Consider the following 14,994-nt stretch of genomic DNA (forward strand, 5'->3'; position numbering starts at 1 on the left):
CAAAATATCGAAAAAAGATTTTTGATACTAAAGTTGGTGAGCGTATTGCCAAAGCCTTTAAAGCTTTGCCTAGAAATTAATTTAATTTAGGGTCGGAGGGAGCATTTGCCCAAAGTTTATATTTTCCACCAATTTCTAGAAGGTGATTTTTCCAGAAGGAGTTGTTTTTTTCTTTTAAAATATTTGGGTAGCTATTTTCTATGCAAAACCAAGAGTTGGTGTCCATTTCATCCAAAAGTTGATTGGAAGCCCATCCTGAATATCCAAGGAAAAATCGAATACTACTACTGTCTATTTTTTTGTCATTTAATAAATCTACTAAAGAGTCAAAATTCCCGCCCCAGTAAATTCCATTACCAACTTCAATACTATTAGGAATATGTTCGGGTATTTGGTGTATGAAGTATAAATTATCTTGTTCTACGGGGCCCCCTTGGTAAACTATAAAGTCACAATCAATGTCAGGTATCAAATCACGAAGGGTATAAGATAATGGCTTGTTGAGAATAAAACCAATAGAGCTGTCTTGCGAATGCTCGGTAAGTAAGACTACAGATCGATTAAATGAACTATCACTTAATATGGATGGTTCTGCAACTAAAAGTCTCCCTTTATGAGGTGCTAATGAGTCCATGTATATTTGGGTTTAGATATGAAGATAGTGAAAATATGGAACAAAAAAAACTTCCTTGGAAAAACCAAGGAAGCTTTTGATAAGATATTTTCTTATAATTAGTTTACTGAGTCGCTTAATCCAGCTCCTGCTTTAAACTTAACGATGTTCTTAGCAGCGATTTGAATAGTAGCTCCAGTTTGAGGATTTCTACCTTCTCTAGCTTCTCTTTTAGATACTGACCAAGTTCCCCATCCTACTAAAGCAACTTTACCTCCACCTTTTAACGTTTTAGTTACGTTGTCAGTTAAAGATTCTAATGCAGCTTTAGCAGCAGCTTTTGAGATTCCTGCGTCAGCAGCCATTTCACTAATTAATTCTGATTTGTTCATAATTATAGTTTTAAAAATTAAAAATTGGTTTTATATTTTTTTGTTTTGTCTTAACAAATATAGCAGGAATAAGGGTTCGTGCAAGTCTTGCACCTAAAAATACACCACTTTGTTAATAAATGAGGGTTAATTGTTAATAACACCTGTGTTTTTTACACTAATCCTTGGCTTTTTTATCAGTTCTACATGGTTTTTGCTTCTGTTTTGAAGCTGTAACCATTCAATAAACTAGCTGAATCCATACGTTTCTTCCCTGATAACTGCAGGCTTAGGACTTTTAGATAGCCTTCTTGGGTCGCTATTTTCAGGGATTTTTTATCTGCTATTATGGAACCTACTTCATGGTTGTGTTGTTCAAATTCTTTCTCAACATCATAAATTTTTAATTTTGATTCTTTTGAGTCGTTTGTGAAATTCGTCCAAGCTGCAGGATAAGGATTCAACCCTCTAATAAGGTTGTAAATATCATTTAATGGTTGGGTCCAGTCAATTTTGCAAGTTTCTGTATGGATTTTATATGCTGCTTTTGTGATTTTTTCTGGTTGTACTGTTGTTGTTGCCTTATCACTTTCAATAAGTTTTAAAGTGTCAATCACAAGGTCACTACCTAGGTGCATTAATTTATCATGTAAAACTCCCACAGTCTCATTTTCTGCGATGTCGGTTTCTTTTTGAAGAATGATAGCTCCTGTATCGATTTTATCATCCAAGAAAAATGTGGAAACCCCTGTTTTCCTTTCTCCATTGATAATGGCCCAATTGATGGGTGCGGCTCCTCTGTAGTCTGGTAATAAAGATGCATGTAGATTAAATGTCCCAAGTCGAGGCATGTTCCATACCGCTTCAGGCAACATTCTAAAGGCAACAATAATTTGTAGATCTGCATTTAAGGCTTTCAATTCTTCTAAAAAAGCGATGTCCTTTAAATTGGTCGGTTGTAAAACTGGCAATTCATTTTGAATGGCAAATTTCTTTACAGCAGATTCATTTAGTTTTCTTCCTCTTCCTGCAGGTCTGTCAGGAGCAGTAATAACTCCTACTATATTATAAGTCTCTTTTAGTAATTTGTCTAATATGGCCACCGCAAAATCTGGAGTACCCATAAAAACGATTTTTAAATCTTTCATGGTATGAATTGTTAGAATGTTGTATTTCTAAAGTTGCAAATATAAAGTACTAATGGAAAATAGGTGATGGTAAAGCTTATTGTTTTTTCGAAAGAAAATATTCTCCAAGCTCATTTCGTTGAATCAAATCGTCCTCTATTAATATAGACAGGGTATTTAATATTTCAATTTCTTTATACTGGGATAGTTTTAAAACGATCGCTCTTGAAGATAGTTGGTGGTTTGAATTGAGGAGGGTAAAAATTTGTTGCTTGAGGTTTTTCTCAGGAGATTTTTGTTTGTGGGCTAAACAGACATCACAGATTCCACATTTTTCAGATTCTTTTTCTTTAAAATAGTTAAGTAGCTGCACACTTCTACACGTGTTTTTGTTTTCAACAAAATCTGCCATTGCAGAAGCTTTAAAATCTTTATTATGTTGTAGTCTTGTCAGTGCTTTTGCTATACTGTTTATGGTTCTGTCATCATCTCTAGGAACTACAAATTTTAAATTAGCCGCTTTGCTGGCAGGGAAATATTTGATGATTCCATCTTTTTCAAGTTTTTCAAAGTTTTTTAGGACTTGTCCTACGGGGATATTTAGTTTTTTAGCCAGGTTGAATTCATTTACTTGGACAGTGTTTTCAAATATTCCTCCGAACGATCTTAGGATGGAAGTAATAAAATTATCTAGCGAAGGGTATTGCTGAGAATAATTTAGTACGGAATCACTAGAAGTGATAAATTTTACACTGGTTCTTTTTTGTAATCCCTCGGTAAAGGAAACTATTTGGTGGGTGGCTAAAGTTTTTAGCGCATTGTATGTTTTGGTGTAAGGTAGTTTGTAACTGTTACAAAATTTATTGATTTCAAAACTGAACTCTTCTGAAGGTAATTCTCCTAAAGAAACTGTGTAGAATTGGTTCAGTTGAAAATATGTTTTTTTTAGAAAATCAATGGTAACTTCTTGCTCTTTATGATGGGTTTTAAAAAGCTCGATATCATTTTTTTGTAGGAGCATTACAGCAAATGCTTTCTTGCCATCTCTTCCCGCTCTCCCGGCTTCTTGTAAATAATTTTCAATGCTATTCGGGATTTTTAAATGTATCACTACTCGAATATTGGGTTTGTCAATTCCCATTCCAAAAGCATTGGTGGCAACTATCGTTGGGGTTTTCTCAGTAAACCAACTAGTATAGGCTTCTTGTTTTTCATTATTACTTAAACCACCATGATAAAAGGTGGTTTTAAATCCTTCATTATTTAAAAGCGTGCTTGTTTTTTTAGTCTCATTTCTGGTACTTGTATAGATAATTGTAGGAGCCTTAATCTTGTTAAGGATTTGTTTTATCTTAAAAATTTTATCCTCGACTTCAAATATCTGATAGGCTAAATTTTCTCTTTTGAATGATTTTTGAAAAATCTCAGGGGTGTCAATTTTTAATTGTTCTGACATGTCCTTCAAAACTTTTGGCGTAGCCGATGCTGTTAAAGCAATTGTATTAGCGTTCGGACATAATTCTTTGAGTATTTGAAGCTCTAGATAGGAAGGTCTAAAATCATGTCCCCATTCAGAGATACAGTGAGCTTCGTCAATAGCAACTAAAGAAATATTTAGTTGTTTTATTTTCTCTTGAATAAAAGCAGTTTGTAGTTTTTCAGGAGAGAGGTATAAAAATTTAATATTGTTGAATTGAATGTTGTCAAAAAGAATAATAGTGTCGTTTTGCGACATCGGTTTATTTAAGGCAACCGCTTTTATTTTTTTTCTTTGCAGACTTTCTACTTGGTCTTGCATTAGAGCGAGCAAGGGAGAAATCACCAGACAGACACCTTCTTGCGCTAAAGCAGGGACTTGGTAGCAAATGGATTTTCCACCACCTGTTGGAAGTAATGCAATGCAATTTTTTTTAGCCAAAACAGTCGAAACTATTTCTTCTTGTAGTGGCCTAAAAGAATCAAAACCCCAATATTTTTTTAATATGTCTTTCGCTGTACTCAGTAGAAATCAGGTATAAAATTAAAAATACAATTTTTTTTTTAATGGATGTTTTTAAGGATGAAATCTGTTCTGTCATCAATACTTCCAAAAGGGATTTCGATAACAGAATATCCTTCTTTTTGGTAGCTTTTTACAAGTTCATTGTGAATTTTTTTTGCTTCTTCAAATGATTCGTAGCGTTCATTGTCAATAGTGTGAATCTCTTTCCAAGGAGGGCAGATAAAAACTAGGTTGTATTTATTTTTTGAAAGAAAATTTTCAAAATCTATAGTGTGGTTTGAGTTGGCAAAATTTAAATATGCAATGATGTCAATGACACTTCTGTCAAAGAATATATTTTCAGTTGCTGTTTTTTCTGCATCAAAGAATTGTTGTATTCTTTTTTCTAAAAGTATTTCGCTGAATAAAATAGGAGAGGATACAAATAAATGTTCAACTCCTTTTTCCCTGGCTTCTAAAATAACCTCCCTAGAAATTTCTTCCATGCATGGGTAGCCTTTTTTTACAAGAGCTTTGATAATACTAGATTTACCGGTACTTGGTCCTCCGGTAATAATATTTTTTTTCTGCATGCTACAAACATACTATTTTTAGCGTTGAATCGTTACTTATGGGAGCTTCAATCTAGGTATTAAGTCGGAATAAAATAAACAAAATCAACATTTCACAAGTCGTTGATTATATGTAATTTTGTGTTCTTGAAAATTAGAATAGAATACGTTTAGAAAATATAACAATAATGAGTAAACAATCAGAGTTTTACGATAAGTTAAAAGAGAGTTTAGATAATTCATCAACCTATCCATCAAAATATCTTTTTAAGTTTATAGTTCCTACTACTAAAAACCAATTGAAAGAGGTGAAAGATATATTTGATTTACCTGGGGTTGTAATCAATACAAAGGCTTCAAAAACAAATAAATACATCAGTGTTTCAATAACAAAAGTGGTGAAAAGTTCTGATGAGATTATTGCCAAATATAAAGAAGTAGCCGGTATAGAGGGAATTATTTCTTTATGATACTTTTAACACAGAAAGACATAACCATAGAATAACTTGCAAGATTGAATATAGAATAGGCCTAACACCTATTGTTTGTTTTAAAATATGAAAAACCTTATGCTTAAGAAAATCAAAACCATCGCCTTTTTTTTATTGATAGGATCTGCTGTTGTGGCGCAGAAAAGTAGAGATAAAGTTTTATTGAAAATTGACAAAGAAAAAGTATATGCTTCTGAATTTGAACGTTTGTTCGGGAAAAATAAAAATTTAAAAATACAAGGAGAAGCTCCGAGTATTGAGGATGATGTTCAGCTTTTTGTTGACTATAAATTAAAGTTGATAGAGGCGGAAGAGCTTCAAATGGATACGGTTTCTTCTTATATAGAGGAAGTGGCTCGTTATAGAAATCAACTGGTATTGCCTTATTTAAATGATGATAGTTTGGTAGATAGTCTTGTTTTAGAGGCTTATGAAAGAACTTTAAGAGAGGTAAGAGCAAGTCATATTTTAATTCGCGTTGATAAAAATGCAACAGATACCGTAGCTGCTTATGAAAAAATTACTGCCATAAGACAAAGTATCATTGATGGAGCGGATTTTGATGCTGTCGCAAAAGAAAAATCTGAAGATCCAAGTGCAAAGAATAACGCAGGAGATTTAGGATATTTTTCCGCTTTTAGAATGGTGTATCCTTTTGAAAGTGCTGCTTTTAATACTCCTAAAGGTGAGGTTTCAGAAGTGTTTAGAACTCAATTTGGTTATCATTTCTTAAAAGTTGTTGATGTTAGAGAATCTATGGGAGAGATGGAAGTGGCTCATATCATGATTAGAGATACAACAGCACCAGGAACCTCTACGATCAATAAAGTATACAAAGAATTAGTGTCTGGTGCTAGTTTTGAAGAATTGGCTAAAAAATATTCTGATGATAAAAGATCTTCGGTAAATGGTGGAAAATTGAATAGATTTGGCGTTGGTTCATTGCCTCCTCCTTTCGGAGAAATTAGTTTTGCATTGACACCTGAAAATAAATATTCAGAGCCTTTTAAAACAGCTTATGGATGGCATATCGTAAAATACTTGAATCATTATCCAGTGAGTAGTTTTGAAGATGCTAAGGAAGAATTACTTCAGAAAACCAAAAAAGATAGCAGGTCAAAAACATTGTCAAATCCTGTAGTCTTAAGATTAAAGAAAGAATATACAATTGAAATAAATGAAGCTGCAAAAAAGGAATTTGAGAATCCTAGTTTTGTGGTTGTAGATTCTTTGAATGCTTGGTTGATTAAAATCCAACAAGATACCTTGACGCAAAAGGACTTTTCTAATTATATTATGAATAGGAGAGATAAAACAGCAATGCAAAATTTCAACCCTTATTTAGATCAAGAAATTTTGGAATATTACAAGGTGCATTTAGAGGAAACAGATGTAGAATTTAAAAACTTGTTCCAAGAATATAAAAATGGACTTTTATTATTTGACTTAATGAAAGAAAAAATTTGGGATGCTGCTCAAAATGATTCCATCGGTCTACAGGAATTTTATACTTCTCATAAAACAAATTATATCAAGCCTGAATCTTTTAAGACAGTTGTGGTGAGTACTAAAATTACCGAGCAGGTAGAAGCTTTGAAAGAATTGGTTTCTGATTCAGATTCAATCTCAATGGTTACTAGGGTTGTAGCGAATAAAGAGGGTGTTTTGATCAAATCTGGTTCTTTTGAAAAGACCAATGGTATTTTTCCTGAAAATGTGAATTTGGTGGTGGGTGAAACTAATGTATATCAACAAGATGGTTATTCGGTAATCATCAAGGTATTTGCAAAAGAAGAGGCAATTCAGCAAGAATTTGATGATATAAAAGGGAAAGTAATTAGTGACTTTCAGAATAAAATTCAAGAAAATTGGTTGGCAAGTCTAAGAGCGAAGCACAAAGTAAAAGTTTATAAAAGGACCGTTAAAAAATTAGCTTCTGAAATGGAGATTTATAGTGAATAAATATATTTTTTACATATCGTTATGTGTTGCTTTTTCTAGTTGTGAAATGTTTCCTTTTAAAGAAAAGAAAAAAGATTCTAAGCTGATCGCTAAGGTGTATAACCATAAGTTGTATCAAGAGGATTTAGAATTGGTTTTTCCAAAAGATGTTGCCAGTAAAGACAGTGCAGAGGTTGCAAATAATTTGATTTTATCATGGGCTAGGAAAAAATTACTTTTGCAAAAAGCAGAGGTAAACATGCCAAGCCAAAATGAAGAGTTGGAAGTGTTAGTGGAACGATATCGAGAGGATTTGTTTATCAATTCTTTTAAAAAAGCTTTAGTTGTAAAAGAATTGGATACAGTAGTTTCTCATGAGGATTTGGAAAAATATTATGAGGAAAATAAAGAGAGTTTTAAAATCAACGAGGAGTTGGTTAAGTTTAGGTATATTGCCTTGAAACCAACGGACAGGAATAGGGCTAAATACAAACGTTTGCTTTTGTCAAAATCTATGAATGATCTTTTTATTCTTGACGAGCAGACCGATAAAATGGAATCGGCATTTTTAAGCGATTCCTTATGGTTTCGATATAAAGATGTGCAAAGAAAATTACCGGTTTTAAAAAAATATAGCAAGGCTCATGTTTTAAAACCAAATAAATTTATTGCTAAAAGCCATGAAGGAGATTTGTATTATGTTTATATAAAGGATGTTGTGAATAGAAATGAAATTGCTCCTTTGCGTTATATTTCTAAAACAATAGAGCAAATGGTGGTGCAGCAGCGTAAGTTGCAGATGATTCATAAAGTAGAGGAAGTATTGGTGGATGATGCCATGAAAAACAAACAATTTGAAATTTATTAAGATGACAAAAAAAATATTATCACTTTTACCAATGCTTTTTTGTGTGCTAGTTTTACAGGCGCAAAAAATTAAAGTGGATGGTGTCGCTGTTGTGGTAGGAGAAAATATCGTGCTAGAGTCAGATGTTGCTAAATTTAAGCAAGAGGTTTACAATAATAGTGAAGGAAAAGTCACCATGTCTGATTGCGAAATGCTTGAGCAAATTATGTTGCAGAAGTTGTTGGCACACCATGCTGTTGTAGATAGTGTAATTGTTTCTGATGCTGAAATTGAATCGGGTGTAGAAAGAAATATTGCTTATTTGAAACAACAATTAGGTTCTGTAGAAAAGGTTTACAAGATGTATGGTTTTGATGATGAAGCTGATTTGAGAAAAGAATTGCTTCGTATCGAAAGAGAAAACACTTTGATTCAAAGAGAGAAACAAAATGTAGTTTCTGAGGTGAATGTAACTCCTGAAGAAGTTCGTGTGTATTTTAGAAGTTTAGAGTCGCAAAACAATTTACCTGAATTTGGTGCAGAGATTGAAATGGCCCAGATTGTAATGCATATAAAACCTTCAGAAAAAGAAAATCAAGAAGTTATTGATAAATTAAAAGGAATTCGTCAAGATATTCTAAATGGTTCTAGTATGCGTATGAAAGCCGTTTTGTATTCAGAGGATCCAGGAGTGACGCAGAATGGTGGTAAGTATACATTGACTAGAGAAAGTCAGTTTGTAAAAGAGTTTAAAGAAGTGGCTTTTAGTTTGGATGAAGGTGAGGTTTCAGAACCTTTTAAATCTGATTTCGGATACCATATCATCCATTTAGAAAAAATTAAGGGGCAGGAGTTAGATGTACGTCACATTCTAATTCAACCAAAGGTTACGCAAGAAAAGCTAAAGGAGGCTGAAGAAAAGATTACTCAAATAAGAGATAGTATTCTTGCAGATGAACTTACTTTTGAGAAAGCTGTTATAAAGTATTCTCAGGACAAAGGAACACGTCAAAATAAGGGAATTATTATCAACCCTCAAACGAATGATGCCAATTTTGAGTTGACCAGAATGGATCCTAGTTTGTATGGAAGAGTAAGTTCTTTAAGCGTAGGTGATATTACGGAGCCGTTTTATGATGAAACGAGAGAAGGGTTAAAAATGTTTAAGTTAATTGTCTTAAGAGAAAAGAGAGAAGCTCATACGGCTGATTTCACAAGAGATTATGTGAAAATTCAACAAATGACTCTTCAGAAGAAGCAAGAAGACGCCATGGAGAAATGGTATAATGATCATGTGGTTGAAACCTTTGTAAAGATAAATGAAAGCAATAAGAGTTGTGATTATAAATATCTTTGGGGACAAGAATTATAAAAAAAGAGAGCTAATTAGCTCTCTTTTTATTGTTAGTCTTTTTCAAAAAAACTAAAAACATTTCCACCATATCTTTTCTCATACGAGAAATTAGGATGATCATTTAGTTTTGTCTGTTTGGAGTGTTCAATAATCAATAGACCTTCTTCATTCAGTAAATCCTTTTCAAAAATAATAGTAGCAATTTTTGAAAAATCTTCATCAGAAAAATTATAAGGTGGGTCTGCAAAAATGATATCTGCCTGAATTTTTGTTTTGTCAATAAATTTATAGACATCACTTTTGATGGTATTGATGTCAAAATCAAATTCTTTACATACTTCATTGATGTATTTGATGCAACCATAATGCTTGTCTACTGAAGTTATCTTTTGAGTCCCTCTAGAGGCAAATTCAAAACTGATATTTCCAGTACCGCTAAAAAGATCCAAAACTTCTAAATCTTCAAAATAATAAGTATTGTTAAGAATATTAAAAAGGGATTCTTTTGCCATGTCCGTTGTTGGACGAACCGGTAGGTTTTTAGGAGCGCTAAGACGTCTTCCTTTATGCTTTCCAGAAATGATTCTCATTGTGTATAAAGTCTGTTAAATATGACTGTTTAGTTAAAAAGTATAGCGTTTGCATGTTTGGGCAAACTTTGAAACTCTTCTCTGTTGGATAAAGCATTGGCTTCATAAAAAGAGATATGTCTGATGTAAGTGTAAAGAATAGAGTATAATTCTGACTCTTTTTCGATATCACCTATCAATACCAGTTGTAATGTTTCTGGGTCGAGTTTTAGTTGTTCAGCGGTAAAAAGTATGTAATAAATAAAATCTTCAGCAGTTTGAAATTCAAATCTATTCACAACTTGAAGCTGGTTTTGTTTGAACGCTACTAATTCAAAGTTTTTATTATTTACTTGTATGTAAATTTTATCAGAAGCAGCTGTCACGTCTTCTTTAGAAGTGATTTCAATAAGTTTTGTAAAACTATGGAAATACTCAAAAGAGCCATAAATATTGAATAAGAAATTATTGATATTTACAAATGGGATATATACGGTGTTTCTTTTTTCTGATGTATCGAAGCAAATAAAATCAATTGGTAAAACCTTTACAGTATGTTGTAGATAGTCTTTTAAATTGTCTTCATGAAACAGTTCATCAGGGACCAGGGTTGCCAACTCATTTTGGTGGACAACTTCGACTTTTTTAAAATCTTGACCTAGAAATTCATTTTGATCAAAAATAGTTTCAATTTCCCTGAGGTGAGTCTCGGGTGTAAGTGCTTTTTGCTCAAATTCAAAACGTTGAAAAACGAGTGGATTCTTTTCAGGTAGCGTATAGACACAAAAAGAAAATCCATCCAAATTAATTTGGATGGACAATTGAGTTTCTTTTAAATCAGTATTTTCAACCGATTTAGAAATTATGTTATTTAACCTTTTTGTCATAAAAAGGAGGCCAGTTTCCATTTGAGTTAACTTCTTCTAAAGAACCTACAGATAAAAATTCACCTTTTACCTCATCTCCACCAATAGCTTCTTTTTCTTGTCTTACTAAGTGAGGATCTAATCCTTCTAAAATTACTGCTTTATCAACTTTGGCAATAAATACAGGAACTTCTAGTCCAGCTACTTTAGTAATGTATCCTACAGTGATTTTGAATTCTTCATTCGTATCAGGTACTTTAAGCATCTGAGTATAGTCTCTTCCTTTGAATACTGTTTCTTTTACAGATTCGTATCCAGTTGTATCAGTTACTTTCTCTTCAACTTCCACCATAATAGGTTGCCATTTGGTTCCTTTGTTAACCTGCTTGATTTCGTTGTGAGTATTTGTAATAGCAAATTCTGCTGAGTCTAAAAACTTGATTAGTTTTTCTCCGTTTCTTTCAAATTTTCCTGTAATTGTTTTGTGTGCATCTTGTGCATCACGAATCATTCTTAAATTCTCAATTACTTTAGCGTATCTAACCTTCTTTTCAACATTGAAGCGAATAGGTCCCATAATACTATCATAGATAGAATAACCTAAATATCCTGCTACACCAAGTAGTACTATTGAAACAAGCCACTGAAGTTTTAAAGGAATGAATTTCATAATAAGGATAGCTAACAAAACTGCTACTGCAATCCCTGCAATTAAAGTAATTATCATTGTGATTTAAGTTTTAAAAATTGAATTAGACAAATCTACAATTTTTTTTGAACCATAAAAATTTTTAAGGACAAATCAATCCCTATCTTTGCTTTTTTTTGACCCTATGATTAAAACCTCCTCCAATTTTTATAAAGAATTGATAAAAACGTTTCCTTTTGAGGCTACAAGTACTCAAAATGAGCTGTTAATGATGTTGTCAGAATTTCTTTTCTCAAAAGATTCTGACGCAGTTTTTTTATTAAAAGGGTATGCCGGAACTGGTAAGACATCTACTATAAGCACTTTGGTAAATAATTTATGGAAAATAGGTCAAAAACCGGTTTTACTTGCGCCTACGGGTAGAGCAGCAAAAGTGATTTCTTTGTATTCCAAAAAACAAGCTTTTACCATTCATAAAAAAATCTATCATCCTAAAAAAAACTCAAATGGTGGGGTGGAGTTCACAAGACAAGTTAATAAGCATACCAACACCGTGTTTTTTGTAGATGAAGCTTCTATGGTGCCAGATGCTCCAAGTAATTCAAAGTTATTTGACAATGGTTCTTTGCTTGATGATTTAATGGATTATGTGTATTCTGGTAAAAATTGTAAGATGATTTTGATTGGTGATACTGCTCAATTACCACCTGTGAAATTAGAAGTAAGTCCTGCGTTGAATGAGGATAATTTAAGTTTTCATTATAACAAATCGGTTTCTTTAATAGAATTGGATGAAGTGATGCGTCAGCATAAAAATTCGGGGATATTGGTAAACGCAACAGAATTAAGAATGTTTATTAGCAATGATAGTTTTGCTGATTTTCAGTTCAATTTAGAGTATCCCGATGTAGTACGTTTGGTGGATAGTTATGATATTCAAGATGCGATTCACACGGCATACGACCAACATGGGATTGATGAAACTGCTATAGTAGTAAGGTCAAATAAAAGAGCCAACCAATACAATCAACAAATTCGAACGAGAATTTTAGACAAAGAAAATGAAATCTCCGTAGGGGATCATATTATGGCTGTAAAAAACAATTATTTCTGGTTGAAAGATTCCGCAGAAATTAGTTTTTTAGCCAATGGAGATACTTTTGAGGTGTTAGAGATTTTTAACACCAAAGAGTTGTATGGTTTTCGTTTTGCTGAAGTTAAAATTCGTTTGATAGATTATCCATCTCATCCACCTGTTGAGACTGTTTTATTGTTGGATACCTTGATGTCTGAAAGTCCATCACTCTCTTATGAGGAATCGAATAGGTTGTATCAAGAAGTAGGAAAGGACTATGCGGATATTAAATCAAAATATAAAAAACTCTTAGAGATCAAGCAGAATAAATATTTTAATGCCATTCAGGTAAAATATTCGTACGCTATGACTTGTCATAAGTCTCAGGGGGGGCAATGGGATACGGTTTTTATTGAAAAGCCATATTTGCCAGACGGGCAGAGTGTTGATTATTGGAGGTGGTTGTATACGGCAATTACAAGAGCAAAATCTAAATTATATCTTTTAGGTTTTCAGAACGAAGATATAGAAGAGCTTTAATTAAATTTATAGGATATTTGTATGCTTCCATAAGTGTTCATGTTTTCCTCTATTGCTTCTGTTTTTTTAGAATATTTGATGATGGAATAGGAAAGGTCAAATCTTTTTATCGAATACCTCAAACCGAATTCCAATTCATAAATAAAGGAATTGATCCCATAGGTAATTGGACTGTTGTCATTAAATAAACTTCCTTGAATGGTTGCATTGTAAAGTGCATATCCTAGTTGAGGTTTGATAAATAAAAACAACTCATTTTTCTGGTTTTTGTCTATGTCATTCAAATTACTAGCAAAAAGACTGCTGTTTGAATACTTGTTTAATGGCCGATTGAATAAATTAATTCTGCTGTAAATATTAGTGTTCAGTTCTGAAAAAATAGTTCCAAGTTTGAAAGAGGTGGTTGAGGTGAAGTCAATTCTCTTTTGTTCTTTTTTACTAAAGGGCTTTAAAAATAAAAATTGCATTCCAATACCCAAGGTGTTTTCAATTTGGTACTGCCATCCTTCTGCAGGAGAAAACCCATATATATTATGGATGATATTCTGAAGATCTTGAGCCAAAGCATCAGGTCCTAAAATTCCTAATTCAAAAGAGGACTTTAAACCGAAGTTTTTATCGGAAAAAAACAATTGACTGTAGTTGATAAAAGCATAACCTGCATAGGGACGATCTATTGCTTCCGGAAAATGTGAATTTGCAAATTGAGGTGTATACATTTGCTGACCGATTCTAAACTCATGAACCTTTTTTATTTTCGATTTTGTTCCAAGGTATCTAAAATATAAAAAGGTTCCATTTGTGTAATAACGATCATAATAGGTAGAAGTGTAAAGATCATTATCGCTGATCAATCCAAACTCTTTGGAAAAAGATTTTTGAGCACATGCTTCCTCAGTATTCAAAAAACAAAGGAAGAGGAGGTTAAGAAATAAGAAAAAATGGTTTTTCAAAGGGATACTGCTTTTATCAGGAAAAGATAGTAAAAAAACAAAAAAGCTCTGATTTAGAAATCAGAGCTTTTTTACTAACCAAACTTAATTTATGAAATGAAAGGTAACCACTCCCTTCGAAAAGGATAATGCAATTACCGTGCCAAAAAATAAATTTAGTTAATGTGTTTTTGAGCTTTGTATGAAGAACGTACCAAGGCGCTGCTCTCAACGTGTTTAAAACCAAGCTCTAAGCCTATAGTTTCGTATTTTTTAAATTGTTCTGGTGTAATGAATTCTTTTACAGGTAAGTGTTTTTTACTTGGTTGTAAATATTGCCCGATGGTAACCACATCTACTTTTGCTTTTGCTAAATCATGCAAAGTTTCAATTACTTCGTCTTCAGTTTCTCCCAATCCTAACATGATACCAGATTTGGTTCTTCTCTGACCATTGTCTTTTAGATATTTTAGAACTTCCAGACTACGATCGTATTTTGCTTGAATACGTACTTCACGAGTCAATCTTCTTACCGTTTCTAAATTATGAGAAATAACTTCTGGAGCCGCTCTTAACAAACGATCGATATTTTTTTCGATTCCTTGAAAATCTGGAATCAATGTTTCAAGTGTCGTGTTTGGATTAGCTCTTCTAATAGCCTGAATTGTTTCTTCCCAAATAATGGAACCACCATCTTTTAAATCATCTCTATCTACCGAAGTAATCACGGCATGTTTAATTTTCATGATTTTAATAGATCGTGCAACTTTTTCTGGTTCGTCCCATTCTACCGTTTCAGGTCGCCCCGTCTTTACACCGCAAAAACCACAAGACCTTGTGCATACATTTCCTAGAATCATAAAGGTTGCTGTACCTTCGCCCCAGCATTCTCCCATATTAGGACAGCTTCCACTGGCACATATGGTGTTAAGTTTGTATTTGTCAACCAAACCTCTTAGTTCCGTGTATTTTTTTCCAACCGGAAGTTTTACGCGCAACCATTTTGGCTTGGTAACTTTATTTTCTTTAATTGCTTCTTCTGACATAACCTGTTATTTTAGGTGCA

Annotated in this window: 15 protein-coding genes; 5 read left to right on the plus strand and 10 right to left on the minus strand. The window is 32.9% G+C overall.

All coding sequences use genetic code 11. The annotated features are described in order from the left end of the window. Positions 1 to 76 precede the first annotated feature (76 nt). From P8H68_RS13085 to P8H68_RS13105, 5 genes are all read right to left on the minus strand, one after another. Complete coding sequence (locus tag P8H68_RS13085; RefSeq protein WP_300326035.1) at positions 77 to 634, minus strand: YqgE/AlgH family protein; 558 nt, start codon at positions 632 to 634, stop codon at positions 77 to 79. Between the two features lie 98 nt (positions 635 to 732). Beyond that, a complete protein-coding gene (locus tag P8H68_RS13090; protein WP_300326038.1) occupies positions 733 to 1,005 on the minus strand; it encodes an HU family DNA-binding protein in 273 nt (90 codons plus the stop codon). Between the two features lie 182 nt (positions 1,006 to 1,187). Further along, positions 1,188 to 2,132, minus strand: coding sequence for a methionyl-tRNA formyltransferase (gene fmt, locus P8H68_RS13095; protein WP_300326041.1), 945 nt, complete (start codon positions 2,130 to 2,132; stop codon positions 1,188 to 1,190). A gap of 76 nt (positions 2,133 to 2,208) precedes the next feature. Then, the gene (locus P8H68_RS13100; protein ID WP_366144950.1) at positions 2,209 to 4,113 is read right to left on the minus strand and encodes an ATP-dependent DNA helicase RecQ; all 1,905 of its coding nucleotides are present in this window, start codon (positions 4,111 to 4,113) and stop codon (positions 2,209 to 2,211) included. A gap of 38 nt (positions 4,114 to 4,151) precedes the next feature. After that, positions 4,152 to 4,685 carry an ATP-binding protein gene (locus P8H68_RS13105; RefSeq protein WP_300326044.1) on the minus strand — a complete coding sequence of 178 codons (534 nt, stop codon included), beginning with the start codon at positions 4,683 to 4,685 and terminating at the stop codon, positions 4,152 to 4,154. 167 nt (positions 4,686 to 4,852) lie between these two features. Between P8H68_RS13105 and P8H68_RS13110 the strand changes: the two genes are divergently transcribed. The 4 genes from P8H68_RS13110 to P8H68_RS13125 all read left to right on the plus strand — a co-directional run bounded on the left by P8H68_RS13110 (position 4,853) and on the right by P8H68_RS13125 (position 9,315). Further along, positions 4,853 to 5,134, plus strand: coding sequence for a DUF493 family protein (locus P8H68_RS13110; RefSeq protein ID WP_300326047.1), 282 nt, complete (start codon positions 4,853 to 4,855; stop codon positions 5,132 to 5,134). An 87-nt stretch (positions 5,135 to 5,221) separates the two neighbouring features. Continuing rightward, positions 5,222 to 7,117, plus strand: coding sequence for a peptidylprolyl isomerase (locus tag P8H68_RS13115; RefSeq protein WP_300326050.1), 1,896 nt, complete (start codon positions 5,222 to 5,224; stop codon positions 7,115 to 7,117). A gap of 46 nt (positions 7,118 to 7,163) precedes the next feature. Further along, positions 7,164 to 7,964 (plus strand): peptidyl-prolyl cis-trans isomerase, encoded by an 801-nt coding sequence (locus P8H68_RS13120; RefSeq protein ID WP_300326052.1) that lies wholly within the window; start codon positions 7,164 to 7,166, stop codon positions 7,962 to 7,964. A 1-nt stretch (position 7,965) separates the two neighbouring features. Next, the gene (locus tag P8H68_RS13125) at positions 7,966 to 9,315 is read left to right on the plus strand and encodes a peptidylprolyl isomerase (protein WP_300326055.1); all 1,350 of its coding nucleotides are present in this window, start codon (positions 7,966 to 7,968) and stop codon (positions 9,313 to 9,315) included. Positions 9,316 to 9,347: 32 nt separating this feature from the next. Here the strand turns inward: P8H68_RS13125 and P8H68_RS13130 are convergent, their stop codons facing one another. The 3 genes from P8H68_RS13130 to P8H68_RS13140 are packed head-to-tail and all read right to left on the minus strand — an operon-like array spanning position 9,348 to position 11,459. After that, complete coding sequence (locus P8H68_RS13130) at positions 9,348 to 9,887, minus strand: RsmD family RNA methyltransferase (RefSeq protein ID WP_300326058.1); 540 nt, start codon at positions 9,885 to 9,887, stop codon at positions 9,348 to 9,350. A gap of 29 nt (positions 9,888 to 9,916) precedes the next feature. Beyond that, entirely contained in the window at positions 9,917 to 10,753 is an 837-nt protein-coding gene (locus P8H68_RS13135; RefSeq protein WP_300326061.1) for a DUF3822 family protein, read from the minus strand. Then, a complete protein-coding gene (locus tag P8H68_RS13140) occupies positions 10,734 to 11,459 on the minus strand; it encodes a hypothetical protein (protein ID WP_300326064.1) in 726 nt (241 codons plus the stop codon). The genes P8H68_RS13135 and P8H68_RS13140 overlap by 20 nt, the downstream gene beginning before the upstream one ends. A 106-nt stretch (positions 11,460 to 11,565) precedes the next feature. Between P8H68_RS13140 and P8H68_RS13145 the strand changes: the two genes are divergently transcribed. Further along, positions 11,566 to 12,996 (plus strand): ATP-binding domain-containing protein, encoded by a 1,431-nt coding sequence (locus P8H68_RS13145; protein WP_300326067.1) that lies wholly within the window; start codon positions 11,566 to 11,568, stop codon positions 12,994 to 12,996. Here P8H68_RS13145 and P8H68_RS13150 read toward each other — a convergent pair. Beyond that, positions 12,993 to 13,949, minus strand: a complete 957-nt coding sequence (locus P8H68_RS13150; RefSeq protein ID WP_366144949.1) for a lipid A deacylase LpxR family protein — start codon at positions 13,947 to 13,949, stop codon at positions 12,993 to 12,995. The genes P8H68_RS13145 and P8H68_RS13150 overlap by 4 nt on opposite strands. 155 nt (positions 13,950 to 14,104) lie before the next feature. Next, a complete protein-coding gene (gene lipA / locus P8H68_RS13155) occupies positions 14,105 to 14,974 on the minus strand; it encodes a lipoyl synthase (protein ID WP_300326073.1) in 870 nt (289 codons plus the stop codon). Between the last annotated feature and the right edge of the window lie 20 nt (positions 14,975 to 14,994).

The sequence above is a fragment of the Flavicella sp. genome, assembly GCF_029238425.1.
Classification (GTDB): domain Bacteria; phylum Bacteroidota; class Bacteroidia; order Flavobacteriales; family Flavobacteriaceae; genus Flavicella.